Origin of the sequence: Listeria grayi (genome assembly GCF_900638015.1) — a bacterium.
GTDB classification, from domain to species: domain Bacteria; phylum Bacillota; class Bacilli; order Lactobacillales; family Listeriaceae; genus Listeria; species Listeria grayi.
In genome coordinates, this window is the sequence record NZ_LR134483.1 from 740,066 (window position 1) to 765,724 (window position 25,659).

The following is a 25,659-nucleotide window of genomic DNA, read 5'->3' on the forward strand; positions in this document are numbered from 1 at the left end:
AATGAAAAGTGCTTTTTAGAATTTTTCAGCTAATGCAGCTGCTTCTTCTTTTCCTACGCTGATAATATCTTGTGCTTTTGCCGGGTTAGCATTGTGACCTTCCACGACAACAGCTTGGATATCAGAACTAGTGATACCAAAATGGTTAAAGATATTTCTAACATAGTTCACAGACATTTCTAGTGCCACGCCAGGGCCGTCGGAATAAATACCGCCACGGGCATTTAAAAGTGCGACTTTTTTGCCAGTCACAAGGCCAACAGGTCCTTGTTCTGTGTATTTGAAAGTCTTGCCTGCTTGGTTCAAGTAGAATAAATACGTTGAGAATTGAGCAGGAATCGTTAAGTTCCAAAGCGGGAACGCGATAACGATTTTATCAGCAGCTAGGAATTGATCCAAGTAGCCATTAGCAATATCCGCTAGTTTTTGCTCTTCTTCTGTCCGAGGTTCGCCGGCAGCTTCTTTGAATAAACCGTTCATCATGGTTACATCGTAATAAGGCAGGTTTTCCTCAAATAGATTTAATTCTGTAATCGTATCTTCTGGATGAGAACTTTTGTAGTTTTTTAAAAACGTTTCGTACAAAGTAACACTTACAGAACGTTCTGCAGGCAAACCATTTGCCTTGATAAATAAAACATTAGACATATAACTCATTCTCCCTTACAAAAAGTAATTACCTTATTAATTCTACCGCTTTTGTTTTAGTTTGTAAACAAAGTAACAAATAAAAAGTTTAAAAAGTTAAGAAAACGGATAAAGGATAGGGTTAAATGGATAGAGGAGGTCATATCAATGAAAGCAGTTGTCATTGAACAGTATGGTGGAAAAGAAGTATTGAAAGAGAAAGAGGTAGCAACACCAAAACCTGGTAAGAACCAAGTAGTCGTTAAAGAATATGCAACCTCGATCAACCCAATCGATTGGAAGCTTAGAGAAGGATATTTGAAACAAATGATGGACTGGGAATTCCCGATCATTCTAGGTTGGGATGTTGCCGGTGTGATTTCTGAAGTTGGCGAAGAAGTAACGGATTTTAAAGTCGGCGATGAGGTATTTGCTCGTCCCGAAACAACACGCTTTGGAACATACGCGGAATATACCTTAGTAGATAGCCATTTATTAGCAAAAAAACCACGGGAGATCTCTTTTGAAGAAGCAGCTTCGATCCCGTTAGCAGGATTGACAGCATGGCAAGCATTATTTGATCATGCAAAACTGCAAGCAGGTGAAAAAGTATTGATCCATGCAGGCGCGGGTGGTGTTGGTTCCCTTGCGATCCAATTTGCCAAACATGCTGGTGCCTATGTGATAACGACGGCAAGCGAACGCAACCATCAGCTTGTCAAAGACTTGGGAGCAGATGAAGTGATCGATTATAAGACTACTGATTTTGTCGATGTGCTTTCTGATATCGATGTTGTCTTTGATACAATGGGCGGCGATGTGCAGCGCAAAAGTTTACAAGTACTGCGGACTGGAAAAGGACGTTTAGTAAGTATCGTCGGTTTAGAAGATGAAGAGTATGCGAAAGAAAAAGGAATCAAAGCTGAATCCATATGGTTGGAACCAAATGGTCAGGAATTGCAAGAAATTGCTGATCTGTTAGCAGATGGCAGCGTCAAAGCGATCGTTGGAGAAACCTTCCCGTTTTCTGAAAAAGATCTCTACGATGCACATGCTTTGAGTGAAACGCATCATGCTGTTGGTAAAATTGTTATCACTTTTGCTAAATAATTGTAAGAAAGCCTAGATTAATCTAGGCTTTTTTTAATAAAATTTATTTGGACTAGCTTTAATAAACGATTAACTCATGGTAAACTACTAAGATAAGGTAAAAATAGAAAAGAGTGTCGCAATGGAAATAGAAAAATTAAAAGTTTTTTATTTTAAAAAACTTAGTGAGTGGCAATTAATACATAGTTTTTTGAAGCGTTATTGGGTAATTTTTATTAGTATTGCCTTACTGATGATTGCTTTTTTTATCGTGGCGTTGATAACCACGCAACTTGCACTCCTCATTGTTAGTACCATACTACTTTTTCTAGGATTGCCGTTCGTTTATTATTTATTGATCATCCGGCGGGCGCGTAAACATATCCGCATTCATTATCGGCTAAATAACTTTGATGATATTGCCAAATTAAAGCGTTATATCTTGGCTGCCTATCTCCGCAAAAACGGTTTTGCAACGAAAGACGATTTAGACCGCTTATTAGTATTACTAGATACTACACTGACAAATAAACATGTTTTCAGACAAACACCATTGATGCTCACTTTCATTTTTGGACTCATTTGTGCCAGTATCTTTACTGTTTTGATTGAAAATGCCCTCTTTCCTTTATATACACCACTTGAAAAAATCATCACTGCTGTACTATTATTAATAGGAACTATTTTGTTATATTTCCTGATTCGAGCTATTTGGCGCCTTGTAACGAGAGGAGCAGTGCTGAAGCTGCAAAGCACCTATCATTTAAAACAAGAGATCATTGCGATTCAAACGTTGTTATTAGTAGGAGAAAACACAACGTATCATCCGTTTTTAGAAATGAAGAGTAAAGTGGAAAAAAATGATTTCCTCACAGAACTAGTGAACGCGAAGACATTTTTCTAATCTTTACAGGAAAGTAGGAAGCTCATGGATAGTGAAAAACGCGAGACGGCAGAGCGGAAGTGCTACCGGATACTTAAAAATCAAATACGAACAGGCGAACTAGCAGCGGGGACTAGATTGGTGGAAAGTGCCCTGTCGAAGCAACTGGAGATGAGTAGGACGCCGATCCGAAAAGCGGTGGGGATGCTTGCTGCAGACGGCTATGCCACGTATGAAGATTATCGAGGGGCAACTGTAAAGGACTGCATCGTGACGAAAGAGTCCTATCTTGAAATCATTGAAGTCATGTTTTTGTTTGTAAAAGAAGCAATTGGAAAGATCTGTGATAAGCAGCTGTCGATCGATTCGCTATCTTGGCGGCTGGATGTGTCTGAAGGGCGAGAAGCTTATCATAAATCGGGTTTAGAAGGCTTCACGTATGAGCAGACATTTATTTATACAATCTTACAAGCTATTCCAAATAGCCAGTACAACCTTATTGTAAAAGAACTTTTCCTAAAGCTGCAGGAATTTAGTGACCAAGATGTTCGCAGTCTGATCGATCGTTCATTGGATCGTTTGATCGTGAATATAAATCAACTGTTTCAAGCATTGGACACACGCAGTAAACAGGATGCTGTGGCTGTACTGGAATCGATGTTGAATCATCAGATTTTGAATGCATTCCGCTAAAAAACACTACTATTTATATAGTAGTGTTTTTTAATATCAATAAAAATGTGGGGAGCAAAGCTTGTTTAGTCTATTTCATATTATACCAATCAAAGCTTGTTACCCAAAAACTGCTACGGTAATTTTCGTCTAATTTCTCGATCTCTTTCAAATCTGCTTCTGAAATCTCGAAATCAAAAACATCAGCGTTCTCGATGATCCGCTCTTCATGAACAGATTTTGGGATCGTTGTAAAACCTAATTGCAAGCCCCAACGTATAATCAATTGGGCAACGGATTTATTATAACGTGCAGCGATCTTGGCAAGATTTTTATTGCCGAGTACTTGACCGCCGCCAAGTGGTGACCAGGCTTCTAAGTGAATCCCTTTATCCGCCAGATACTCGCGCAGTTCCGGTTGTTGCAAGAGCGGATGCAGCTCTACTTGATCGACTGCAGGCACTACTTTGGCATCTGTAAGCAGATCTTCCATAGTTTCAATGTCAAAATTACAGACACCGATCGCACGGACTTTTTTCTCCGCGTAGAGTTTTTCCAATGCTTTCCATGATTCTTTATATTTACCAGTCACAGGCCAGTGAATCAAGTAAAGGTCTAAATAATCTAAACCTAGACGTTCCAAACTGCCTTCGAAATTTTCTAAAGCACTGTCGTAGCCTTGATCTTCATTTGCTAATTTTGTGGTGATAAAGAGGTCTTCACGTTTTTTGCCAGTTGCTTTTAAGCCTGCTTCGATTCCTTTACGGACAGCTTCTTCGTTTCCGTAAGCTTTTGCGGTATCGATCAAGATGTAACCATTCTCGATGGCTGTGCGGACAGATTCCTCAGCATCTTCTTGGCTGGCTTTCCATACCCCTAATCCTAACTTGGGCATTTCTACCCCATTGTTCAGTGTCACGGTAGCGTGCAAATCTAAATTCGCCATTTTCCCCATCCTTCCGTCTTGAAAATTCACTTTAAGCATAGCACAAAGCGGCTTTTTCTGTCAGTTAGAAGGTTTTACTTCGACAACGTATCGTCCTAAATGGGAATTACCATTCAGTAATTCGGAAAGGGCTGGTGGAAGCTCGTGAAAAGGAAGCGAGATGGTTAATTCTGCCAGGCTATCAATGTGATAAGTACTCGCTAACAGCTTCCAGATCGCCAATCTTTTTTCCATCGGACAGTAAACAGAGTCGATCCCTTTAAGCGTAACGCCGCGTAAGATAAATGGAAAAACAGTGGTGTTCAGTTTACCGCTTGCCGCCATGCCGCAAGTTGTTACGATACCATCATAGTTTGTTGAGGAGATCAAGTACGCCAAGGTATCACCGCCCACACAATCAAGGCTTGCTGCGAAGGCTTGTTTACCCAAAGCTTTGATTTTGGCCGGGGCAAATTCACTGCGGTCAACTATTTCAGCCGCGCCTAATTTTTTCAGCAGTGGCTCGGCGTCCTTTTTACCAGAAGAAGCAACAACAGTGTAGCCTAATTTTGCTAAAATAGCCGTAGCAATCGAGCCAACGCCGCCACTTGCGCCGCTTACTGCGATTTTGCCATCTTCCGGTCTTATGCCATGATTGATGATTGCTTCCACCGATAAAGCTGCTGTGAAACCAGCTGTCCCGTAACTCATTGCTTCTTTGAGTGACATTCCCTCAGGTAGCGGAACGACCCAGTCGCCAGGAACGCGGATCTGTTCGCTGTAGCCGCCGAAATGACTGACGCCTAGTTCATAGCTTGTGACGATCACTTGGTCGCCTGCTTGGAAACGCGTATCCTCCGAATGGATAATGGTTCCAGCAGCATCGATTCCAGGAATAAACGGATAATTTCTAACGATATTGCCGTTCGGGGAAGCTGCGAGCGCATCCTTGTAGTTGATACCAGAATAATGAACGGAAATGGTGACATCACCAGCCGGAAGCGACTCCTCGGTAATCGTCCGGTAAGCTAATTTCACTTTTTCTTCTTCTTTTTCCACAAATAATGCTTCAAATTGAGACACGGTTGTCACTCCTTTATGTAGATTACTTTACATTACTACTTTACATCTTCAAAAATAGATTAGCAAGCAAAGGCAGATTCTTGTTTTTTCTAAGAAAACCAGTTAAAATTTTTATAGAGAAACAGTGCATTGATGGGAAAAGTAACGACAGAAAGGAATGAAAAAGAAGATGGCGAAAGCGTTATTGATCGTAAATCCTAGTTCAGGTAAAGAAAAAGGTGCAAAATATAAAGACATGACAAAAGAAGTGTTAGAAAAAAGATATGAAGATGTGGTCGTCAAAGAAACAGAAAAAGGCGGCGATGCTACTGATTTCGCCTCTGATGCAGCAAAACAGGGCTTTGATGCAGTCGTTGCAATGGGCGGTGACGGAACACTAAACGAAGTGATCAATGGTTTGGCACCGCATGACAACAGACCGGCATTTGGGTTTATCCCACTCGGTACTGTCAACGACCTAGCAAGATCGCTCGGAATCCCACGCAAACCTGAAAAAGCGATCAAAGCTTTGGAAAAAGCAGTTTTAAAACCAATGGATCTTGGGAAGATCGAAGACAGCTATTTTATGAACGTTGTAGCAGCTGGAATGATCGCTCAAGCAGTAGATAAAGTAGATGTAGAACAAAAAACAAAATTTGGGTCGCTTGCTTATTTCTTTGAAGGCGTGAAAGCTTTTAACAAAGGGGAACTTCTTCATTTTCAAGTAGAGCATGAGGCGGGAAAATGGGAAGGCGAAGCAGCAATGGTCATTATCGGCCTGACTAATTCAGTTGCCGGGATCGAAACATTTGCATCGGATGCGAAAGTCGATGACGGATACATGCATTTGTTTTTATTAACAAAATTGAATTTACTAAGCACCGCGAATATGCTACCAAAATTACTGAGCGGAAAATTGGAAAATAGCGAGGATGTTATTTATATCAAAACGAAAAAAGTGCAGGTACAAGCGGACGAAAGTGACATCGTCGTAAATGTAGATGGCGATCCGGGCCCAAGTCTCCCAGTCCATTTGGAAGTATTGCCGAGCCATTTGCAAGTCCTCGTTCCCAAAAATTCCTAAGGGGTAAAAGTACCTATTTTCCGACTTTTATGGTAAAATTCGCAGTATAAAAGTAAAAATTTCCCGTTAAAAAAGAGAAAATCGTGGTATACTAGCAAGGAACATTGAATACAGGAGGATATGTCAAATTGGAGATAAAGGTTCAAGAAAAGCTTTCTAATGGTAGAGTTCAGTTTGTCAGCGCGTATGGAGAATGTATCGGTGTCTGGGCAGACGAAGAACCGGAGCCCGGGAGAAAGTATACGATCAAAGTCACCGTTCCTGATAAAGTAAGCGTCGAAGCACTTCAAGAAAGCGACGAAAAACATTGTATGTTAGAAGCAGATGATGAAGGAGTTTTCATCGTAGGTCAGTTGGAAGATTATGAAGAAGACGGCTTTGCGGTACTTCGCTTGGAAGAGAGTATCATCGGTTTTGATACCAACTTTAGTGAAGAGGTAGAAAGATTACACGGTAAATTTATTGAACTAACGGTTCCTAAGATAATAGTAGAAAATGTAGGTAATTAAAAAAGGATGCTTTTCCTCTTTCGAATAAAGAGGAAAAGCATCCTTTTTTAGCGGTGTGTTTCGATCGTGCTGATCATTTTCTTTAGATCTGCTTCTGTTCTGGCAGCTAACATTAAGCGCTGTTTGCCATTTTCAAGCACTAAGAATCCATCTTCGGAAACATTGATGCGTTCGATCGTGGAGTAGGGGAAGAAGAGCAAGGCATGATAAAACCCAGTTGACTTGAAAAGGATCTTGCGACCGCGTATGAAAGAGATGTAGATAAAGATCACACCTAAGATAAGCAGTAAGATCGAAGTAGCCATTTCTCCATCGCGATAAAACGTATTGGTGATAAACATGACTGCGATGATCCCCACAAACAGATAACCATCCGATTTTCCTCGTGAGCGCAATTTAACAGTCAAAACCGTTTTCCCATTTAAAACAGGTAAAAGCAAGTCATTATAAATCACGAAAACCAGTGCTAATACAATAATGATAAGCAAAAAAATATTGGTCGCATTAAATTCCACTTCTTAATCACTCACATTTCTTTAAAAAATACCGAATAAACGGTTGCCTATTTATTGTATCACGAGCGCTATGAGAACGGTAGCAATAGCTTAAAAGTTTCATGTCAGCTCTGCAACTGTCAGCGGACAGGCCTTTGCCAGATCGGCGGGCTTTATTTCCAACTGTAGACCGCGTTTGCCAGCTGAAATATAAATCGTTTCCTGAGATTCAGCTGCTTGATCCAGATATGTCGGGAATTGTTTTTTCATCCCGATCGGAGAACAGCCGCCACGTATATAGCCAGTTGTTTTTTCCAATTCTTTGAGCGGCAGCATCTCGATTTTTTTGTTATGGCTTATTTTAGCCAGATTTTTCAAATCGATTGTTTGATCCGCAGGAATACAAGCAACAGTTACTCCTGTTTTATCGCCTTTCGCCACTAATGTCTTAAATAAACGTTCGACAGGAATATGATTCTCTTTCGCAGCATGAACAGCGTCCAAATGTTCTTCTGAATAATCATATTCATGCAACTGATAAGGAATCGCCAACTTATCTAAGCGCCGGCAGGCATTTGTTTTATGAGCCATAGGGAGTCAACTCCTTTTTGATGATATATAAAATAGTATACTTGTTGAAATAATAAAGCAATAAATGTTCGTAAATTTACAAATTCCCTCTCTGATAGTTAAATAAAAATCTTAAAAAGACATAAAAATGTCAAAAACAAATAATTACCCCACTTAAATATAGGCATATGTTCAATTGTTGTTTTTAAAAAAAATATAAAATTCAAGCTTAGAAAGAAGTGTTATTTTAGGAATTTTATTATTTGGATTTGAGAGGGGAAACTTATGAAACATAAGAAATTAGGATCGTATTTACTATTAGCTGTAATCCTTTTATATGTATTACAACCACATATTAGCACACTATTAAGTCAAATACGCAATCAAACAGATTTAAAAGCAAATAACTATCAAATCAGCGATAAACTAAAGTTAAAAGACACAAGCGGAGTAGATTTGACCAAACTGACATTAAAAGAGAAGCAACAAGCTTACATAATGCTAGAAGATAAAAATGATGATAATCGAACAGTCAAAATCGTTCTACCAGAAAGTGTTTCGCTTGATAAAGCAAAAACAATGCAAAGCAATAATAAAGAAGTGACCGTTGATTACGCCGCTTCAACCAATCAAGTCACTATCAATTGGAAAGAACAGGCCGAAGCTGAAAATAAAAAGGCGCCTCGTACTGCAAAATTCATCGTAACTTCGGAAAAGACAAATGAAGCAGAAAACAGTAAAGGCGAGATCGTCGCTGTCGCGGAGGATCAAGGACAAACCATACAATCCAAACCTGTGGAAGTAACGATTGAAACACCTGAAAAACAAGAACCAGAAGACAACAAAAATGAAAAAGGTAACGAAGATACAGAAAAAAAAGAGCAGAAAAAATCGAAGACAGAAGACAAAGAAACAACTGATAAGCAAGCAGAGCAAAACAAAGAAACCGAACAACCAAAGGAGAAAAAACAGCTTAAAGCAAGTGGAACAGAAATCCCCGTCTATATTTCGGACTTTAAAGAGGTCAATGTTCAATCAGGAACAGAACCATTCACTGCTGGGGAAGGCGATGGTCCTGGAAAAGATGAAAATGCAGATAATGACCTTATTCGTGCACGCGATCAAGCAACCCATACATTTGGGGTTTCTGTAGCAACGAATGATGGCGATGAATATAAAAATATCGAAGTGGAAGTAACCATGGAAATGCCAATCACAGAAGAACATGGCTTATACTCGATTACCAAGGCAGATGGGAACATTTATCAATATTTCGAAAATGGAAAGTTGATCAGAGATAAATACAAAGAAACCAAAACGTTCACGATCGAACAAACAGGAAACGTCAAGCAAGTAGATTTTTCTTATCAAGTCGGCTTTTTACCGAACGGACATAAATTACCTAAACCGACAGCAAAAGCTAGAATAATAAGTATCGACGGTAAAAAAGTCTCTACGACCGGAAATGATGAAGTAGAAACAACAAGTAAGAAACAATTAACCGTGTCAGCAAAAGAAACCGATGCATTTTATATGGCACATAATCGCCGGTATGGAAATGAGTCGGGGGGATATTTCAACGGATTAACTAAAACCAAAGATGATCGCGATGCTTACCTGCAAGATATTAGTACATCCATTTATCCGCAATTCAATCAGCCAGTCGGCAAGAATCATTTGACAGGTATTGGCCAGTCACTTCCTGTACCCGGGAAAATAAAGGTCGATTTTCTGTCGGAAATTACGGACGACAAAGGAAAAGAAATTGCAGTCCCTACCAACAGCAGACCAATAACGGCCTACCGCTATGGCGCTCCGATAACATTCCCGCCAGCTTTAGACCAACCTACGGCATTCGATAAGTATAAAGCAAATGATCTTACCAAGGGAATTACAAATAATGAAGATGCTGGATGGGATGCTGCAAGAGCGAAGCAGCCATTGATCTCTTACCCCGACAATAATCATATCTCGATCACATTTGATTATTCCAGTTACAAAAACCTATCTTTCCCCTATGGCGGCGGGATAGCGGTAGCAGAAACGATTTGGCATTCGCCATTAGAAGGCGTTGATCCAGGGAAAACGATCAATTTTAAAATGACACCACAAAAAATAACGTATACTTCAGAAGGAAAGGAGAAAGAAGGCACTTATTACAAAGGACTTTATAATGATGACGGTTCTTATAAATGGAACACAAAACGACTAGATGTACCTGAGAAAGCACAAAAAGTTGACCTATCCTTATTAAAACCATGCTTAGACTTAACGGACGGGAATAATGATTATGACCACACATTAAATAGGCTTAATATCGCTTCTTCAAAAATGACTACATTTAGGATCAAACCACAGTTACCGAAAAAGTCACAAAACCTTATTGATCCTCATTATATATTCAATACAGCTGGGGAAGTTATGACAAAACCGTCTTACGGGAATGTAATTAACTATTTTCCGAAATTAATCGGATCTGACGGCTCGCAATATGAACCACAGTTGAAATTCGGAAAGTTAAAGGGCAACAATTATTCTCCTGAAAAATTATTCAGTTACACAGAAGAAGATTATGAATGGAGCGAAAATGCTCCAAGCTCATTTTCAGCTGTTATGGTGTACTATGATACGGAAGGAACAGCAGCAAAATATAGTGATATAAGCTATGATGGTTCTTATATTAGTTTGGAAATGGTGAATGACATTAAAAGTGGTGCCATTTCAAATGCTGGAGCACCATATACACTTTCTATAAACGCGTTTTCCTATGATGAGGAAGGGAATATTCTGCGTGCAAGAGACAAAAATACTACCAGCAAATTAGAACTAAGCGAATGGGGAGATAGCCAAGAGATCCCTATAAAAAAAGGAAAACGAGATGATAATCAATTCCAATACTATTTACAAGGAAAAAGTCTAAGTCAAGAAAGTATTACCGCAAAACCCAATTCAGCCTCATTAAATGAAGAAGTTAGTCAACAAATCCAGTTTGAAGCAAAATCGCGAGACGCAGGCTCGCCAATAGCAATGGAAATAACAAGTGTATTGCCAAAAGGAATTAACTATAAAACTGGTTCAACAGCCTTAGGCGAATATTCGAGGAATTTTGTTTTAACTAATGAAGAGCCTGAGGTGATTCATAATTTAGATGACACGACCACGCTGAAATGGAGTGGTGTTTCCTCACAGTTAACAAATTCTTCAGATCGTGTTTACTTATCATTTAAAACAACATTTGATGAACCAAATCTAGACGGCAATAAAAGTTTCAACATCAAAGCGACATTTAAAGTACCATTCCAAGAAAAAGAATCTGTACGTTTTAGTTATTTTTCACTCAATGATGCAGTGACACCCAAGGAATGGGGAATTCGTAAATCGGTCAATAAGAAAATCTTAGAACAAGGCGATGATTTTACTTACCGCCTAACAACCGATGTGCGCACGAAACATCCGCAAACCAACATTCGTGTACTGGATGTATTACCTAAAAACGGTGAACTAGATTCCGTGATCAATGGTTCCTACCGCTTATCGGAAATCGTCAAATCTACAGAGGATATGGATGTTTACTACACTAACAAAAAAGTAGACAGAAACGCCGATCCCAAAACAATCGATACTACAACTGGTTGGACAAAATATACAAGCGGTGCATTGCCAGCTGACACTACTGCCGTATATTACGTCATACCAGGACCAATCAGTAGCTCTACAGATGGCGGTAAGCAAGAATACATCGAATTCCATATTACGCCAACAGCTAATGCGTCGGGTGATACGTATAATAATACTGTGACAGCAAACTCAGATGACGACATCAAAGTTTTGGGAAATACAGCAAGAACAGCTGTTGTCGACCGGGAAATCAATGGGAAAGCATGGATCGATGGCAACAAAAACAACGCTGTCGATGACGGTGAAACGATACTAAAGAATGTTCCAGTACGCCTATATGAAAAAGCAACAAATGGAACCTTAGAAATAGTAAAAGTCAATAAAGAAGGAACAGATATCAGCAATATCAAAACGGATGAACAAGGAAACTATCATTTCCCTCATCTTGACGCAGGAGACTATGTTGTAGGCTTTGATTTATCTAAAGAAATGGCGACCGGTTCTTATTACCTAGCGCCTAAAGATCCATACCCAGGATATACAAGCAGTAAAATCAACGCTAATGAAAAAGACGAAGATTTCTATTTAACAGACGCATACACACTTCCAGAAACAAAAGACATGACATCCAGCACCTTTATATTAAACAACATAAACGCTGGTATCACAGCCTATGGCGATCTGGAAATAGAAAAGTCCGTGTGGAATACAGCCGGAGAAAATATTGATGGCCAGAATGTCCAAATAGGCGATACAATCACCTATAAACTAAAAGTGAAAAATCCGATTGCCGATTCGATGATTGATAATATCCGCGTGAGTGATACATTACCAAAAGGATTGGAATATATCACGGATTCATCCAAAATCGATGGGGAAGAAGAAGAAAATCCTACTATTCAAGACCAAAAGTTGGTTTATGACTTAAAATCCTTAATAGGAAAGAAAGAGAGTACGATCGAGTTTAATGTAAAAGTTACGAAAGATGCAGAAGGAACACTTGTAAACAAAGCAGAGGTTCAAGGTAAAGATGACTCAATCGATATTTCTAAATCAGATGAAAAAGACAATAAGTTAGATGCCAACCCAAGCATTGAGAAAACGATTGAGAATCCAAAGCAAAACTATATGCTTGGCGATACCGTAACTTATAAAATCAAAGCAACCAATAAAAATGGCTCTATTTTACATGGAGCACGAATAGAAGACTTACTGAGCAAAAATCTTACTTATGTAAAAGACAGCACGACTATTAATTCAACCAAGGTGAAAGATGCAGAGGTTTGGTCGGGAGAAAGTAATAATCAGTTTACGTATAGTGCAGATGCTTTAAACAGCGAAGATGAAATGAATATTACTTTTCAAGCAAAAATAACCGGTAATGCAAAGAATAGTATTATTAAAAATGAAGCTATATTAACGGGACAAAATGCTTGGGGCGAAGAAAAAGAAGCAAAAAGCGAAGTTGAATTAGCAGCAGCTATCCCAGCGAATGCCTTTGAGTTAAGCAAACACGTCTACAATGAGGCAGGGGAGAAACTTGATGGAAAAGCTGTCGAAGTCGGCAGTCAAGTAGAATACCGGATCGATGTGACGAATACGATCGCGGGCACGACGTTGACCGATTTCCATGTGAGTGATGCGATCCCATCCGGGCTGGATGTGAAAGCAGGTAGCTTGAAAGTCGTGGATCAAGCAGGGAAAGCGGTGGCGTATACAGGCGATATCCAAGGCGGAAACTTAGAAGTGGTCCTAGCGGAAGTAAGTGCGGGGAACCCAGTAGAAGTACGTTTTGAAGCGACGATCAACCAAGAAGCCAGCGGAGATCTCACCAATATCGCCGTCGGTAAAACAGATGGTGGAGACGACAAAGAAACCGATGGAGAAAACGAAATGAAGGTTTCGCCGAAACCAAGCATCACGAAGACCGCAAGCGTAGCGAAAGCGAAACTAGGAGAAACCTACCGTTATACGATCGAAGTCAGCAATGGCAAGGGCGGCGGAAAATGGCAAGCGATCGCAGTCCAAGATAGCTTGCCAGCAGGCGTACGTTATGTGTCTGATAGTACGAAAGTCAACGGAGAAGCGGTGTCGGATGAAGACTGGAAAGCCGGGACATATGCGACGACGCTAGGAAGTTTGACAGAAACGGAAAAAACGACGATCAGTTATGAGGTCCAAGTCATCCAAGTACCGAAGAGTGGCCAAGTGACGAATCGAGTGACCGCAGAAGGAAGCGACGCTTCGGGAGAAGCAGTGGTAGCGGATCCGGCCGAAGTCACAACGCCGATCGAAATGAGTGCGAATGCCTTTGAGTTGAGCAAACACGTCTACAATGAGGCAGGGGAGAAACTTGATGGAAAAGCTGTCGAAGTCGGCAGTCAAGTAGAATACCGGATCGGTGTGACAAATACGATCGCGGGCACGACGTTGACCGATTTCCATGTGAGTGATGCGATCCCATCTGGGCTGGACGTGAAAGCAGGTAGCTTGAAAGTCGTGGATCAAGCAGGGAAAGCGGTGGCGTATACAGGCGATATCCAAGGCGGAAACTTAGAAGTGGTCCTAGCGGAAGTAAGTGCGGGGAACCCAGTAGAAGTACGTTTTGAAGCGACAATCAACCAAGAAGCCAGCGGAGATCTCACCAATATCGCCGTCGGTAAAACAGATGGTGGAGACGACAAAGAAACCGATGGAGAAAACGGAATGAAGGTTTCGCCGAAACCAAGCATCACGAAGACCGCAAGCGTAGCGAAAGCGAAACTAGGAGAAACCTACCGTTATACGATCGAAGTCAGCAATGGCAAGGGCGGCGGAAAATGGCAAGCGATCGCAGTCCAAGATAGCTTGCCAGCAGGCGTACGTTATGTGTCTGATAGTACGAAAGTCAACGGAGAAGCGGTGTCGGATGAAGACTGGAAAGCCGGGACATATGCGACGACGCTAGGAAGTTTGACAGAAACGGAAAAAACGACGATCAGTTATGAGGTCCAAGTCATCCAAGTACCGAAGAGTGGCCAAGTGACGAATCGAGTGACCGCAGAAGGAAGCGACGCTTCGGGAGAAGCAGTGGTAGCGGATCCGGCCGAAGTCACAACGCCGATCGAAATGAGTGCGAATGCCTTTGAGTTAAGCAAACACGTCTACAATGAGGCAGGGGAGAGACTTGATGGAAAAGCTGTCGAAGTCGGCAGTCAAGTAGAATACCGGATCGGTGTGACGAATACGATCGCGGGCACGACGTTGACCGATTTCCATGTGAGCGATGCGATCCCATCCGGGCTGGACGTGAAAGCAGGTAGCTTGAAAGTCGTGGATCAAGCAGGGAAAGCGGTGGCGTATACAGGCGATATCCAAGGCGGAAACTTAGAAGTGGTCCTAGCGGAAGTAAGTGCGGGGAACCCAGTAGAAGTACGTTTTGAAGCGACGATCAACCAAGAAGCCAGCGGAGATCTCACCAATATCGCCGTCGGTAAAACAGATGGTGGAGACGACAAAGAAACCGATGGAGAGAACGGAATGAAGGTTTCGCCGAAACCAAGCATCACGAAGACCGCAAGTGTAGCGAAAGCGAAACTAGGAGAAACCTACCGTTATACGATCGAAGTCAGCAATGGCAAGGGCGGCGGAAAATGGCAAGCGATCGCAGTCCAAGATAGCTTGCCAGCAGGCGTACGTTATGTGTCTGATAGTACGAAAGTCAACGGAGAAGCGGTGTCGGATGAAGACTGGAAAGCCGGGACATATGCGACGACGCTAGGAAGTTTGACAGAAACGGAAAAAACGACGATCAGTTATGAGGTCCAAGTCATCCAAGTACCGAAGAGTGGCCAAGTGACCAACCGAGTGACCGCAGAAGGAAGCGACGCTTCGGGAGAAGCAGTGGTAGCGGATCCGGCCGAAGTCACAACGCCGATCGAAATGAGTGCGAATGCCTTTGAGTTAAGCAAACACGTCTACAATGAGGCAGGGGAGAAACTCGATGGAAAAGCTGTCGAAGTCGGCAGTCAAGTAGAATACCGGATCGGTGTGACGAATACGATCGCGGGCACGACGTTGACCGATTTCCATGTGAGCGATGCGATCCCATCTGGGCTGGACGTGAAAGCAGGTAGCTTGAAAGTCGTGGATCAAGCAGGGAAAGCGGTGGCGTATACAGGCGATATCCAAGGCGGAAACTTAGAAGTGGTCCTAGCGGAAGTAAGTGCGGGGAACCCAGTAGAAGTACGTTTTGAAGCGACGATCAACCAAGAAGCCAGCGGAGATCTCACCAATATCGCCGTCGGTAAAACAGATGGTGGAGACGACAAAGAAACCGATGGAGAAAACGGAATGAAGGTTTCGCCGAAACCAAGCATCACGAAGACCGCAAGCGTAGCGAAAGCGAAACTAGGAGAAACCTACCGTTATACGATCGAAGTCAGCAATGGCAAGGGCGGCGGAAAATGGCAAGCGATCGCAGTCCAAGATAGCTTGCCAGCAGGCGTACGTTATGTGTCTGATAGTACGAAAGTCAACGGAGAAGCGGTGTCGGATGAAGACTGGAAAGCCGGGACATATGCGACGACGCTAGGAAGTTTGACAGAAACGGAAAAAACGACGATCAGTTATGAGGTCCAAGTCATCCAAGTACCGAAGAGTGGCCAAGTGACGAATCGAGTGACCGCAGAAGGAAGCGACGCTTCGGGAGAAGCAGTGGTAGCGGATCCGGCCGAAGTCACAACGCCGATCGAAATGAGTGCGAATGCCTTTGAGTTGAGCAAACACGTCTACAATGAGGCAGGGGAGAAACTTGATGGAAAAGCTGTCGAAGTCGGCAGTCAAGTAGAATACCGGATCGGTGTGACAAATACGATCGCGGGCACGACGTTGACCGATTTCCATGTGAGTGATGCGATCCCATCCGGGCTGGATGTGAAAGCAGGTAGCCTGAAAGTCGTGGATCAAACAGGGAAAGCGGTGGCGTATACAGGCGATATCCAAGACGGAAACTTAGAAGTGGTCCTAGCGGAAGTAAGTGCGGGGAACCCAGTAGAAGTACGTTTTGAAGCGACAATCAACCAAGAAGCCAGCGGAGATCTCACCAATATCGCCGTCGGTAAAACAGATGGTGGAGACGACAAAGAAACCGATGGAGAGAACGGAATGAAGGTTTCGCCGAAACCAAGCATCACGAAGACCGCAAGTGTAGCGAAAGCGAAACTAGGAGAAACCTACCGTTATACGATCGAAGTCAGCAATGGCAAGGGCGGCGGAAAATGGCAAGCGATCGCAGTCCAAGATAGCTTGCCAGCAGGCGTACGTTATGTGTCTGATAGTACGAAAGTCAACGGAGAAGCGGTGTCGGATGAAGACTGGAAAGCCGGGACATATGCGACGACGCTAGGAAGTTTGACAGAAACGGAAAAAACGACGATCAGTTATGAGGTCCAAGTCATCCAAGTACCGAAGAGTGGCCAAGTGACCAACCGAGTGACCGCAGAAGGAAGCGACGCTTCGGGAGAAGCAGTGGTAGCGGATCCGGCCGAAGTCACAACGCCGATCGAAATGAGTGCGAATGCCTTTGAGTTAAGCAAACACGTCTACAATGAGGCAGGGGAGAAACTCGATGGAAAAGCTGTCGAAGTCGGCAGTCAAGTAGAATACCGGATCGGTGTGACGAATACGATCGCGGGCACGACGTTGACCGATTTCCATGTGAGCGATGCGATCCCATCCGGGCTGGACGTGAAAGCAGGTAGCTTGAAAGTCGTGGATCAAGCAGGGAAAGCGGTGGCGTATACAGGTGATATCCAAGGCGGAAACTTAGAAGTGGTCCTAGCGGAAGTAAGTGCGGGGAACCCAGTAGAAGTACGTTTTGAAGCGACGATCAACCAAGAAGCCAGCGGAGATCTCACCAATATCGCCGTCGGTAAAACAGATGGTGGAGACGACAAAGAAACCGATGGAGAGAACGGAATGAAGGTTTCGCCGAAACCAAGCATCACGAAGACCGCAAGTGTAGCGAAAGCGAAACTAGGAGAAACCTACCGTTATACGATCGAAGTCAGCAATGGCAAGGGCGGCGGAAAATGGCAAGCGATCGCAGTCCAAGATAGCTTGCCAGCAGGCGTACGTTATGTGTCTGATAGTACGAAAGTCAACGGAGAAGCGGTGTCGGATGAAGACTGGAAAGCCGGGACATATGCGACGACGCTAGGAAGTTTGACAGAAACGGAAAAAACGACGATCAGTTATGAGGTCCAAGTCATCCAAGTACCGAAGAGTGGCCAAGTGACCAACCGAGTGACCGCAGAAGGAAGCGACGCTTCGGGAGAAGCAGTGGTAGCGGATCCGGCCGAAGTCACAACGCCGATCGAAATGAGTGCGAATGCCTTTGAGTTAAGCAAACACGTCTACAATGAGGCAGGGGAGAAACTCGATGGAAAAGCTGTCGAAGTCGGCAGTCAAGTAGAATACCGGATCGGTGTGACGAATACGATCGCGGGCACGACGTTGACCGATTTCCATGTGAGCGATGCGATCCCATCTGGGCTGGACGTGAAAGCAGGTAGCTTGAAAGTCGTGGATCAAGCAGGGAAAGCGGTGGCGTATACAGGCGATATCCAAGGCGGAAACTTAGAAGTGGTCCTAGCGGAAGTAAGTGCGGGGAACCCAGTAGAAGTACGTTTTGAAGCGACGATCAACCAAGAAGCCAGCGGAGATCTCACCAATATCGCCGTCGGTAAAACAGATGGTGGAGACGACAAAGAAACCGATGGAGAAAACGGAATGAAGGTTTCGCCGAAACCAAGCATCACGAAGACCGCAAGCGTAGCGAAAGCGAAACTAGGAGAAACCTACCGTTATACGATCGAAGTCAGCAATGGCAAGGGCGGCGGAAAATGGCAAGCGATCGCAGTCCAAGATAGCTTGCCAGCAGGCGTACGTTATGTGTCTGATAGTACGAAAGTCAACGGAGAAGCGGTGTCGGATGAAGACTGGAAAGCCGGGACATATGCGACGACGCTAGGAAGTTTGACAGAAACGGAAAAAACGACGATCAGTTATGAGGTCCAAGTCATCCAAGTACCGAAGAGTGGCCAAGTGACGAATCGAGTGACCGCAGAAGGAAGCGACGCTTCGGGAGAAGCAGTGGTAGCGGATCCGGCCGAAGTCACAACGCCGATCGAAATGAGTGCGAATGCCTTTGAGTTGAGCAAACACGTCTACAATGAGGCAGGGGAGAAACTTGATGGAAAAGCTGTCGAAGTCGGCAGTCAAGTAGAATACCGGATCGGTGTGACAAATACGATCGCGGGCACGACGTTGACCGATTTCCATGTGAGTGATGCGATCCCATCCGGGCTGGATGTGAAAGCAGGTAGCCTGAAAGTCGTGGATCAAACAGGGAAAGCGGTGGCGTATACAGGCGATATCCAAGACGGAAACTTAGAAGTGGTCCTAGCGGAAGTAAGTGCGGGGAACCCAGTAGAAGTACGTTTTGAAGCGACAATCAACCAAGAAGCCAGCGGAGATCTCACCAATATCGCCGTCGGTAAAACAGATGGTGGAGACGACAAAGAAACCGATGGAGAAAACGGAATGAAGGTTTCGCCGAAACCAAGCATCACGAAGACCGCAAGCGTAGCGAAAGCGAAACTAGGAGAAACCTACCGTTATACGATCGAAGTCAGCAATGGCAAGGGCGGCGGAAAATGGCAAGCGATCGCAGTCCAAGATAGCTTGCCAGCAGGCGTACGTTATGTGTCTGATAGTACGAAAGTCAACGGAGAAGCGGTGTCGGATGAAGACTGGAAAGCCGGGACATATGCGACGACGCTAGGAAGTTTGACAGAAACGGAAAAAACGACGATCAGTTATGAGGTCCAAGTCATCCAAGTACCGAAGAGTGGCCAAGTGACGAATCGAGTGACCGCAGAAGGAAGCGACGCTTCGGGAGAAGCAGTGGTAGCGGATCCGGCCGAAGTCACAACGCCGATCGAAATGAGTGCGAATGCCTTTGAGTTGAGCAAACACGTCTACAATGAGGCAGGGGAGAAACTTGATGGAAAAGCTGTCGAAGTCGGCAGTCAAGTAGAATACCGGATCGGTGTGACAAATACGATCGCGGGCACGACGTTGACCGATTTCCATGTGAGTGATGCGATCCCATCCGGGCTGGATGTGAAAGCAGGTAGCCTGAAAGTCGTGGATCAAACAGGGAAAGCGGTGGCGTATACAGGCGATATCCAAGACGGAAACTTAGAAGTGGTCCTAGCGGAAGTAAGTGCGGGGAACCCAGTAGAAGTACGTTTTGAAGCGACGATCAACCAAGAAGCCAGCGGAGATCTCACCAATATCGCCGTCGGTAAAACAGATGGTGGAGACGACAAAGAAACCGATGGAGAAAACGGAATGAAGGTTTCGCCGAAACCAAGCATCACGAAGACCGCAAGCGTAGCGAAAGCGAAACTAGGAGAAACCTACCGTTATACGATCGAAGTCAGCAATGGCAAGGGCGGCGGAAAATGGCAAGCGATCGCAGTCCAAGATAGCTTGCCAGCAGGCGTACGTTATGTGTCTGATAGTACGAAAGTCAACGGAGAAGCGGTGTCGGATGAAGACTGGAAAGCCGGGACATATGCGACGACGCTAGGAAGTTTGACAGAAACGGAAAAAACGACGATCAGTTATGAGGTCCAAGTCATCCAAGTACCGAAGAGTGGCCAAGTGACGAATCGAGTGACCGCAGAAGGAAGCGACGCTTCGGGAGAAGCAGTGGTAGCGGATCCGGCCGAAGTCACAACGCCGATCGAAATGAGTGCGAATGCCTTTGAGTTGAGCAAACACGTCTACAATGAGGCAGGGGAGAAACTTGATGGAAAAGCTGTCGAAGTCGGCAGTCAAGTAGAATACCGGATCGGTGTGACAAATACGATCGCGGGCACGACGTTGACCGATTTCCATGTGAGTGATGCGATCCCATCCGGGCTGGATGTGAAAGCAGGTAGCCTGAAAGTCGTGGATCAAACAGGGAAAGCGGTGGCGTATACAGGCGATATCCAAGACGGAAACTTAGAAGTGGTCCTAGCGGAAGTAAGTGCGGGGAACCCAGTAGAAGTACGTTTTGAAGCGACGATCAACCAAGAAGCCAGCGGAGATCTCACCAATATCGCCGTCGGTAAAACAGATGGTGGAGACGACAAAGAAACCGATGGAGAAAACGGAATGAAGGTTTCGCCGAAACCAAGCATCACGAAGACCGCAAGCGTAGCGAAAGCGAAACTAGGAGAAACCTACCGTTATACGATCGAAGTCAGCAATGGCAAGGGCGGCGGAAAATGGCAAGCGATCGCAGTCCAAGATAGCTTGCCAGCAGGCGTACGTTATGTGTCTGATAGTACGAAAGTCAACGGAGAAGCGGTGTCGGATGAAGACTGGAAAGCCGGGACATATGCGACGACGCTAGGAAGTTTGACAGAAACGGAAAAAACGACGATCAGTTATGAGGTCCAAGTCATCCAAGTACCGAAGAGTGGCCAAGTGACGAACCGAGTGACCGCGGAAGGAAGCGACGCTTCGGGAGAAGCAGTGGTAGCGGATCCGGCCGAAGTCACGACCGCGATTTACAAAGGAACATCCGATGACCCTAAAGATCCAGATGATCCTGATAACAGCGATAAACCAGATAATAACCATAATCATTATAATAATCAAAATAATGATAATGCCGACTCTAACAATCAAAATGAAATTTCCAAAGTCATCAAGAAACTCCTACCTAAAACAGGGGATCAATTAGTTTGGTATGTTAGCCTTATTGGATTAGTGCTTATTATCGGAGGTATCTTAGTATTACGGAAAAATAGAAAAAAATAAAATTACTAAAAAAGTCCTAACGATAAAGACCGCTCTCAGAAAGATAATCTAAGAGCGGTCTTTATTTTTATAAAAAGCTAATAGTTGTGAGTATAGTAAAACTATTCTCACAATCATTAGTCTTTTTTATTATCCATTCGCAACGGTAAAACGTTTATTCAAGTGCTGCGGTTTCTCAATTTCATCGAGCAAAGCGACTGCATAATCTTCCATGCTGATAAAACTATTTCCGTCTTTATCAAATAAAAGATGATCTTCGCCGACTTGATATTTACCAGTTTTCTCACCAGGTTCAAACATTGCTCCTGGTGAAATATAGGTCCAGCTCAACTGATGAGATGCTTTTCTTAAATGTTCAAGTTGCTCTGTTTGTGCTTTAGCAGTTGGATAATAGGGTGCTTCTCGCATGCCTTTAGTATCCAGTAGCAAACTACCCGCTTCATCGACATGCAAGCTGCCGGCTCCTCCGACAACGATCAATCGCGGTGAGGTCGTTCCACTTAATAGCTCCACTAAATGATCGAGTGATTTCACATGGTTTTTTGATTCTTCCACTGGAGCTCCGAATGCATCAACAACAACATTCAATTCCTCCAAATCAGCAAGCGTCAACTCGAAAATATCCTTTTGCAGAATATCTACATCTTTATGTTCATGGGTAACTTTTCCCGCATTGCGGACGATGGCAGTAACTTCATGTCCACGTTCCAATGCTTCTTCCATAATTCGGTTACCAGCTCTACCAGTTGCACCTATAATGCCAATTTTCATTTTAAATGCCCCCTAAAATGTTTTCTATAACGTCTAAACTAATATTCCCCTTTTGGTAAAAGAAAAACATGTTAAAGATGATTTAGCGTGTTTGGCGGGATTTGCGCGCCAAAATAATATGGGAAGAAGTAAAGATGATCAAAGCGAACCAGATGAAAATAAACGCGACTAGCTGAGTCATGTCGAATTTTTCGTTATAAAGTAATACACCCAGTGCCAACATGATCGTCGGTCCGATATATTGTAAAAATCCGAGTAATGTATAATTGATAGTTTTCGCAGCGGTGGCAAATAGCAACAATGGAATCGCTGTGACTACCCCGGCTCCCACTAAGATAAAGTTCGTTTCGATCGGAAATGCTAAAAAACCGTCTTTGGAAAAGAAAATAACAAAAATAAGTGCAAAAGGTGTTATGATCAACGTTTCCAGCGTTAAACCGGCCCATGTCGAAACGGGAACAAATTTCTTGATCAGACCATACAAAGAGAATGTCACTGCCATCCCAAGCGCAGCCCAAGGCATTTGTCCAACATGGATAGTTAGAATAACAACGCCAATGAAGGCAGCCACAACCGCAATCGTTTCACTGCGATTCAGACGTTCTTTTAGGAAAACCGTAGCTAGCAAGATGTTCACAAGCGGGTTGATATAATAGCCGAGACTGGCTTCCGTAACATGTCCACTGTTGACAGAAAAAATAAAAATAAACCAATTTACAGTGATCAAAACAGCAGCAGCAGTGATAGCCAAAAATGTTTTTGGTTTTCTGAGTACGGCGACCGCCTCGCCAAAAACGGAGCGAGATTTGCGAAGACAAACGACTAAGAAGACCATAAAGACAAAGGACCAGATGATCCGGTATGCCAATATCTCAATAGAAGGGACATTCGCTGCGAGCTTCCAATAAATAGGCAGCACACCCCATAAAATATAGGCAATAATGCCGCAGATGACACCGATTAGCGGTGTCTTTTCTGTGTTGTTCAAAAAAACCCCTCCCTAATTTAAAATCATACGTATCCTATCTTATCGCATGTGGCAGTGAAATACTATGTAATTTGCTCAAAAAAAAGACTGCCATGTGTGGCAGCCTTCTATGTCTTAGATTTATTCGGCTTGACTTGCTTCTAATTGAATATTTATTTTGATTTCATCTCCAACTAAAACGCCGCCTGTTTCCAGTGCCACATTCCAAGTGAGATCAAAATCTTTACGATTGATTTTGCCAGTTGCTTCAAAGCCGGCAACAGTTTTTCCACCCATTGGATCTTTTCCAGATCCTTCAAAGGTAACGTGGAAAGTAGCAGGTTTCGTTACGCCGCGAATAGTTAGATCGCCGGTAACATCATATTCGTCGTCTCCTTTTTTGGAAACAGAGGTAGATTCAAATGTGATTTTTGGATATTTTTCTGTGCTTAAGAAGTCATCGCTGATAAGGTGTTTATCGCGATCGGCTTGTCTTGTATCAATACTCGCAGCATCCACTTCAAAATGAATTTTCGCATCTGTCAGATCTTCCGGATCCATGTCTACAGAAGCGGAGAAGTCTTTGAAGGCCCCTTTTACTTTGGATACCATCATATGTTTCACTTGAAATTCAATGGAGCTGTGTGCAGGATCTACTTGCCATTTTTCTACTGTCATGCTGAATTCCTCCCATAAATACATTTTTTACCTTTATTAAATACCACGACGGCGAAATTTCAAACCTCAGATAAAATTTTATTTATCAAATTCGCAGTCTTCCAAAGGAATCACTTTCGTTTTATGGATCAGCTTGTAACTTAGCCAGAAAACAAGGAAGACAGGCAGACCGATATAAGAGATCGCAATACGTTGCCACCAACCCGGGTTACCCCAGTCCGGATGGATAAACGCATTATAATCTTGACCAACGATCACTAATAAGCAAAGCGCTAATGCGAGAATTGGTCCGAATGGGAAAAATTTGGCCTTATAAGCGAGCGTATCCAGCGAATATCCTTGTTTGACAAAAGCGCGGCGGAAACGATAATGACTGATCGCGATCCCGACCCAGGCAATAAAACCGGTAAGCCCCGAAGCACTTAGCAGCCAGGTGTAAATGACTGTGCCGTTTTCGCTTAGTGTCGTGATAAATGTCAGGGCACCAATGATTGTCGTGGTAACAAGGGCGGCAATCGGGATACCGCGACGGTTGACTTTTTTGAGAAGCTTAGGTGCTTTGTTTTCCATCGCCATTGACCATAGCATCCGCGTCGCTGCATATAATCCGGAATTACCAGCTGACAGAACAGAAGTCAAAATGATCGCATTCATGACTGAGGCAGCAAATGCAAGGCCGGCCTTTTCAAAAACAAGCGTGAAGGGGCTGATCGCAACTTCTGTCGCTTCACTTCCTAGAAGATTCGGACTTGTATAAGGGATGATCAAACCGATAATGAAAATAGCAAAAATATAAAAGAGCAGGATGCGCCAAAAAATTTGTTTAATGGCTTTTGGAACGCTTTCTTTCGGATTTTCACTTTCACCAGCGGCAATTCCTACCAGTTCAGTCCCTTGGAAAGAAAAGCCGGCGACAAGAAAGATTCCGAGAATGGCGAAAAAGCCGCCGTTGATCGGCGCATTACCGGTCGTGAAATTTTCGAAGCCGATGAAGTGGCCGCCTAAGATACCGAAGATCGTCAAGACACCGACGATCAGAAAAACGATAACTGTCGCGACCTTGATAATGGAAAACCAATATTCAGATTCTCCATAAGCACGAACAGATAGAGCATTCAATCCGAAAATCAATAAAAGGAAAATCGTGCTCCACAGCCAACTTGGCGAATGTGGAAACCAGAATTTCACGATGATCGAAGCGGTGGAAATATCTACAGCGAGGGTGATCGCCCAATTGAACCAGTAATTCCACCCCAATGCAAATCCGAAAGCAGGATCGACAAAGCGGTTCGCATAAGTACTGAAAGAACCGGAAACAGGCATATAAGTCGCCATTTCTCCTAGACTGGTCATTAAGAAGTACACCATTAAGCCGATCGCGATATAAGCAATGATCGCACCACCAGGTCCAGCCGTGTGGATCGCATTACCACTTGCTAAGAAAAGACCGGTTCCGATCGATCCTCCGATCGCGATCATGGATAAGTGGCGGGTTTTTAGCTCGCGGCGTATTTCTCCTTGTTGTTTCGTAGTCAATGTAAATTTCTTCCTTTCTATAAATAGGTTAAAACATATAAAAAACAGCCACTGAGAAAAAGTGACTGTCTATCAGAACCCAACTATTGTCAGATAGCGCACCTGCTTAGAATCAGACTTTTTCTAGCAGCAGTCCAATTGCCTTTCGTCAATTGACCCAGCCCAAACGCATCAAAGTAGTTCAGACTTCGGCGAGCATCCTGTTCCTTACTGATCGCAAGCGGCTTTGACCGCTTCCCAGCAATTACTAGTGATTTTCGCAACCTCTACCCTGTATAAAAGGGATTTTATATGAAATTTTATTTCGTGTTAT

15 protein-coding genes and 1 riboswitch are annotated in these 25,659 nt (G+C 43.6%); of the genes, 6 read left to right on the forward strand and 9 right to left on the reverse strand.

What is annotated here, in order from left to right:
* Positions 1–15: 15 nt before the first annotated feature.
* On the reverse strand, positions 16–648 hold the full coding sequence (locus EL241_RS03525) for an FMN-dependent NADH-azoreductase (RefSeq protein ID WP_040486723.1): 633 nt from the start codon (positions 646–648) through the stop codon (positions 16–18).
* Positions 649–795: 147 nt separating this feature from the next.
* Here EL241_RS03525 and EL241_RS03530 point away from each other — a divergent pair, with 147 nt between their 5' ends.
* The 3 genes from EL241_RS03530 (at position 796) to EL241_RS03540 (ending at position 3,292) form a co-directional block, all read left to right on the forward strand.
* Positions 796–1,737: an NADP-dependent oxidoreductase gene (locus tag EL241_RS03530; RefSeq protein WP_036107855.1), complete on the forward strand. Its 942-nt coding sequence runs from the start codon at positions 796–798 to the stop codon at positions 1,735–1,737.
* Between the two features lie 121 nt (positions 1,738–1,858).
* Complete coding sequence (locus EL241_RS03535; protein ID WP_126320356.1) at positions 1,859–2,620, forward strand: hypothetical protein; 762 nt, start codon at positions 1,859–1,861, stop codon at positions 2,618–2,620.
* Between the two features lie 24 nt (positions 2,621–2,644).
* The gene (locus EL241_RS03540) at positions 2,645–3,292 is read left to right on the forward strand and encodes a GntR family transcriptional regulator (RefSeq protein ID WP_036107849.1); all 648 of its coding nucleotides are present in this window, start codon (positions 2,645–2,647) and stop codon (positions 3,290–3,292) included.
* Positions 3,293–3,362: 70 nt separating this feature from the next.
* Here the strand turns inward: EL241_RS03540 and EL241_RS03545 are convergent, their stop codons facing one another.
* Both EL241_RS03545 and EL241_RS03550 read right to left on the reverse strand, forming a co-directional pair.
* On the reverse strand, positions 3,363–4,217 hold the full coding sequence (locus EL241_RS03545; RefSeq protein WP_036107846.1) for an aldo/keto reductase: 855 nt from the start codon (positions 4,215–4,217) through the stop codon (positions 3,363–3,365).
* 60 nt (positions 4,218–4,277) lie between these two features.
* On the reverse strand, positions 4,278–5,279 hold the full coding sequence (locus EL241_RS03550) for an oxidoreductase (RefSeq protein WP_036107843.1): 1,002 nt from the start codon (positions 5,277–5,279) through the stop codon (positions 4,278–4,280).
* A 169-nt stretch (positions 5,280–5,448) separates the two neighbouring features.
* Between EL241_RS03550 and EL241_RS03555 the strand changes: the two genes are divergently transcribed.
* Positions 5,449–6,342 carry a diacylglycerol/lipid kinase family protein gene (locus EL241_RS03555; RefSeq protein ID WP_170166140.1) on the forward strand — a complete coding sequence of 298 codons (894 nt, stop codon included), beginning with the start codon at positions 5,449–5,451 and terminating at the stop codon, positions 6,340–6,342.
* A gap of 128 nt (positions 6,343–6,470) precedes the next feature.
* Positions 6,471–6,851 (forward strand): hypothetical protein, encoded by a 381-nt coding sequence (locus EL241_RS03560; RefSeq protein WP_040486732.1) that lies wholly within the window; start codon positions 6,471–6,473, stop codon positions 6,849–6,851.
* Between the two features lie 47 nt (positions 6,852–6,898).
* Here the strand turns inward: EL241_RS03560 and EL241_RS03565 are convergent, their stop codons facing one another.
* Entirely contained in the window at positions 6,899–7,366 is a 468-nt protein-coding gene (locus tag EL241_RS03565; protein ID WP_036107840.1) for a DUF986 family protein, read from the reverse strand.
* Between the two features lie 99 nt (positions 7,367–7,465).
* On the reverse strand, positions 7,466–7,936 hold the full coding sequence (ybaK, locus tag EL241_RS03570) for a Cys-tRNA(Pro) deacylase (protein ID WP_003758089.1): 471 nt from the start codon (positions 7,934–7,936) through the stop codon (positions 7,466–7,468).
* Positions 7,937–8,200: 264 nt separating this feature from the next.
* Between ybaK and EL241_RS03575 the strand changes: the two genes are divergently transcribed.
* Positions 8,201–21,394 carry an isopeptide-forming domain-containing fimbrial protein gene (locus EL241_RS03575; RefSeq protein ID WP_126320358.1) on the forward strand — a complete coding sequence of 4,398 codons (13,194 nt, stop codon included), beginning with the start codon at positions 8,201–8,203 and terminating at the stop codon, positions 21,392–21,394.
* A gap of 129 nt (positions 21,395–21,523) precedes the next feature.
* On the opposite strand, the gene EL241_RS03580 is transcribed toward EL241_RS03575, so the two are convergent.
* From EL241_RS03580 to EL241_RS03595, 4 genes are all read right to left on the reverse strand, one after another.
* On the reverse strand, positions 21,524–22,165 hold the full coding sequence (locus EL241_RS03580) for an NAD(P)-dependent oxidoreductase (RefSeq protein ID WP_036104720.1): 642 nt from the start codon (positions 22,163–22,165) through the stop codon (positions 21,524–21,526).
* A gap of 82 nt (positions 22,166–22,247) precedes the next feature.
* Positions 22,248–23,153 (reverse strand): EamA family transporter RarD, encoded by a 906-nt coding sequence (gene rarD / locus EL241_RS03585; protein WP_126320359.1) that lies wholly within the window; start codon positions 23,151–23,153, stop codon positions 22,248–22,250.
* Between the two features lie 120 nt (positions 23,154–23,273).
* On the reverse strand, positions 23,274–23,810 hold the full coding sequence (locus EL241_RS03590; RefSeq protein WP_036104711.1) for a YceI family protein: 537 nt from the start codon (positions 23,808–23,810) through the stop codon (positions 23,274–23,276).
* A 78-nt stretch (positions 23,811–23,888) separates the two neighbouring features.
* Positions 23,889–25,289: an amino acid permease gene (locus tag EL241_RS03595; protein WP_221644484.1), complete on the reverse strand. Its 1,401-nt coding sequence runs from the start codon at positions 25,287–25,289 to the stop codon at positions 23,889–23,891.
* A 143-nt stretch (positions 25,290–25,432) separates the two neighbouring features.
* A riboswitch (Lysine riboswitch) is annotated at positions 25,433–25,623 on the reverse strand.
* Positions 25,624–25,659: the final 36 nt, after the last annotated feature.

What these genes read in the sequence shown, in the direction of transcription:
- EL241_RS03590 (WP_036104711.1), bottom strand. Translation starts at nt 23,810, where the DNA reads ATGACAGTAGAAAAATGGCAAGTAGATCCTGCACACAGCTCCATTGAA.
- EL241_RS03530 (WP_036107855.1), top strand. Translation starts at nt 796, where the DNA reads ATGAAAGCAGTTGTCATTGAACAGTATGGTGGAAAAGAAGTATTGAAA.
- EL241_RS03525 (WP_040486723.1), bottom strand. Translation starts at nt 648, where the DNA reads ATGTCTAATGTTTTATTTATCAAGGCAAATGGTTTGCCTGCAGAACGT.
- EL241_RS03545 (WP_036107846.1), bottom strand. Translation starts at nt 4,217, where the DNA reads ATGGCGAATTTAGATTTGCACGCTACCGTGACACTGAACAATGGGGTA.
- EL241_RS03535 (WP_126320356.1), top strand. Translation starts at nt 1,859, where the DNA reads ATGGAAATAGAAAAATTAAAAGTTTTTTATTTTAAAAAACTTAGTGAG.
- ybaK (WP_003758089.1), bottom strand. Translation starts at nt 7,936, where the DNA reads ATGGCTCATAAAACAAATGCCTGCCGGCGCTTAGATAAGTTGGCGATT.
- EL241_RS03580 (WP_036104720.1), bottom strand. Translation starts at nt 22,165, where the DNA reads ATGAAAATTGGCATTATAGGTGCAACTGGTAGAGCTGGTAACCGAATT.
- EL241_RS03555 (WP_170166140.1), top strand. Translation starts at nt 5,449, where the DNA reads ATGGCGAAAGCGTTATTGATCGTAAATCCTAGTTCAGGTAAAGAAAAA.
- EL241_RS03595 (WP_221644484.1), bottom strand. Translation starts at nt 25,289, where the DNA reads ATGATCGCGATCGGAGGATCGATCGGAACCGGTCTTTTCTTAGCAAGT.
- EL241_RS03575 (WP_126320358.1), top strand. Translation starts at nt 8,201, where the DNA reads ATGAAACATAAGAAATTAGGATCGTATTTACTATTAGCTGTAATCCTT.
- EL241_RS03540 (WP_036107849.1), top strand. Translation starts at nt 2,645, where the DNA reads ATGGATAGTGAAAAACGCGAGACGGCAGAGCGGAAGTGCTACCGGATA.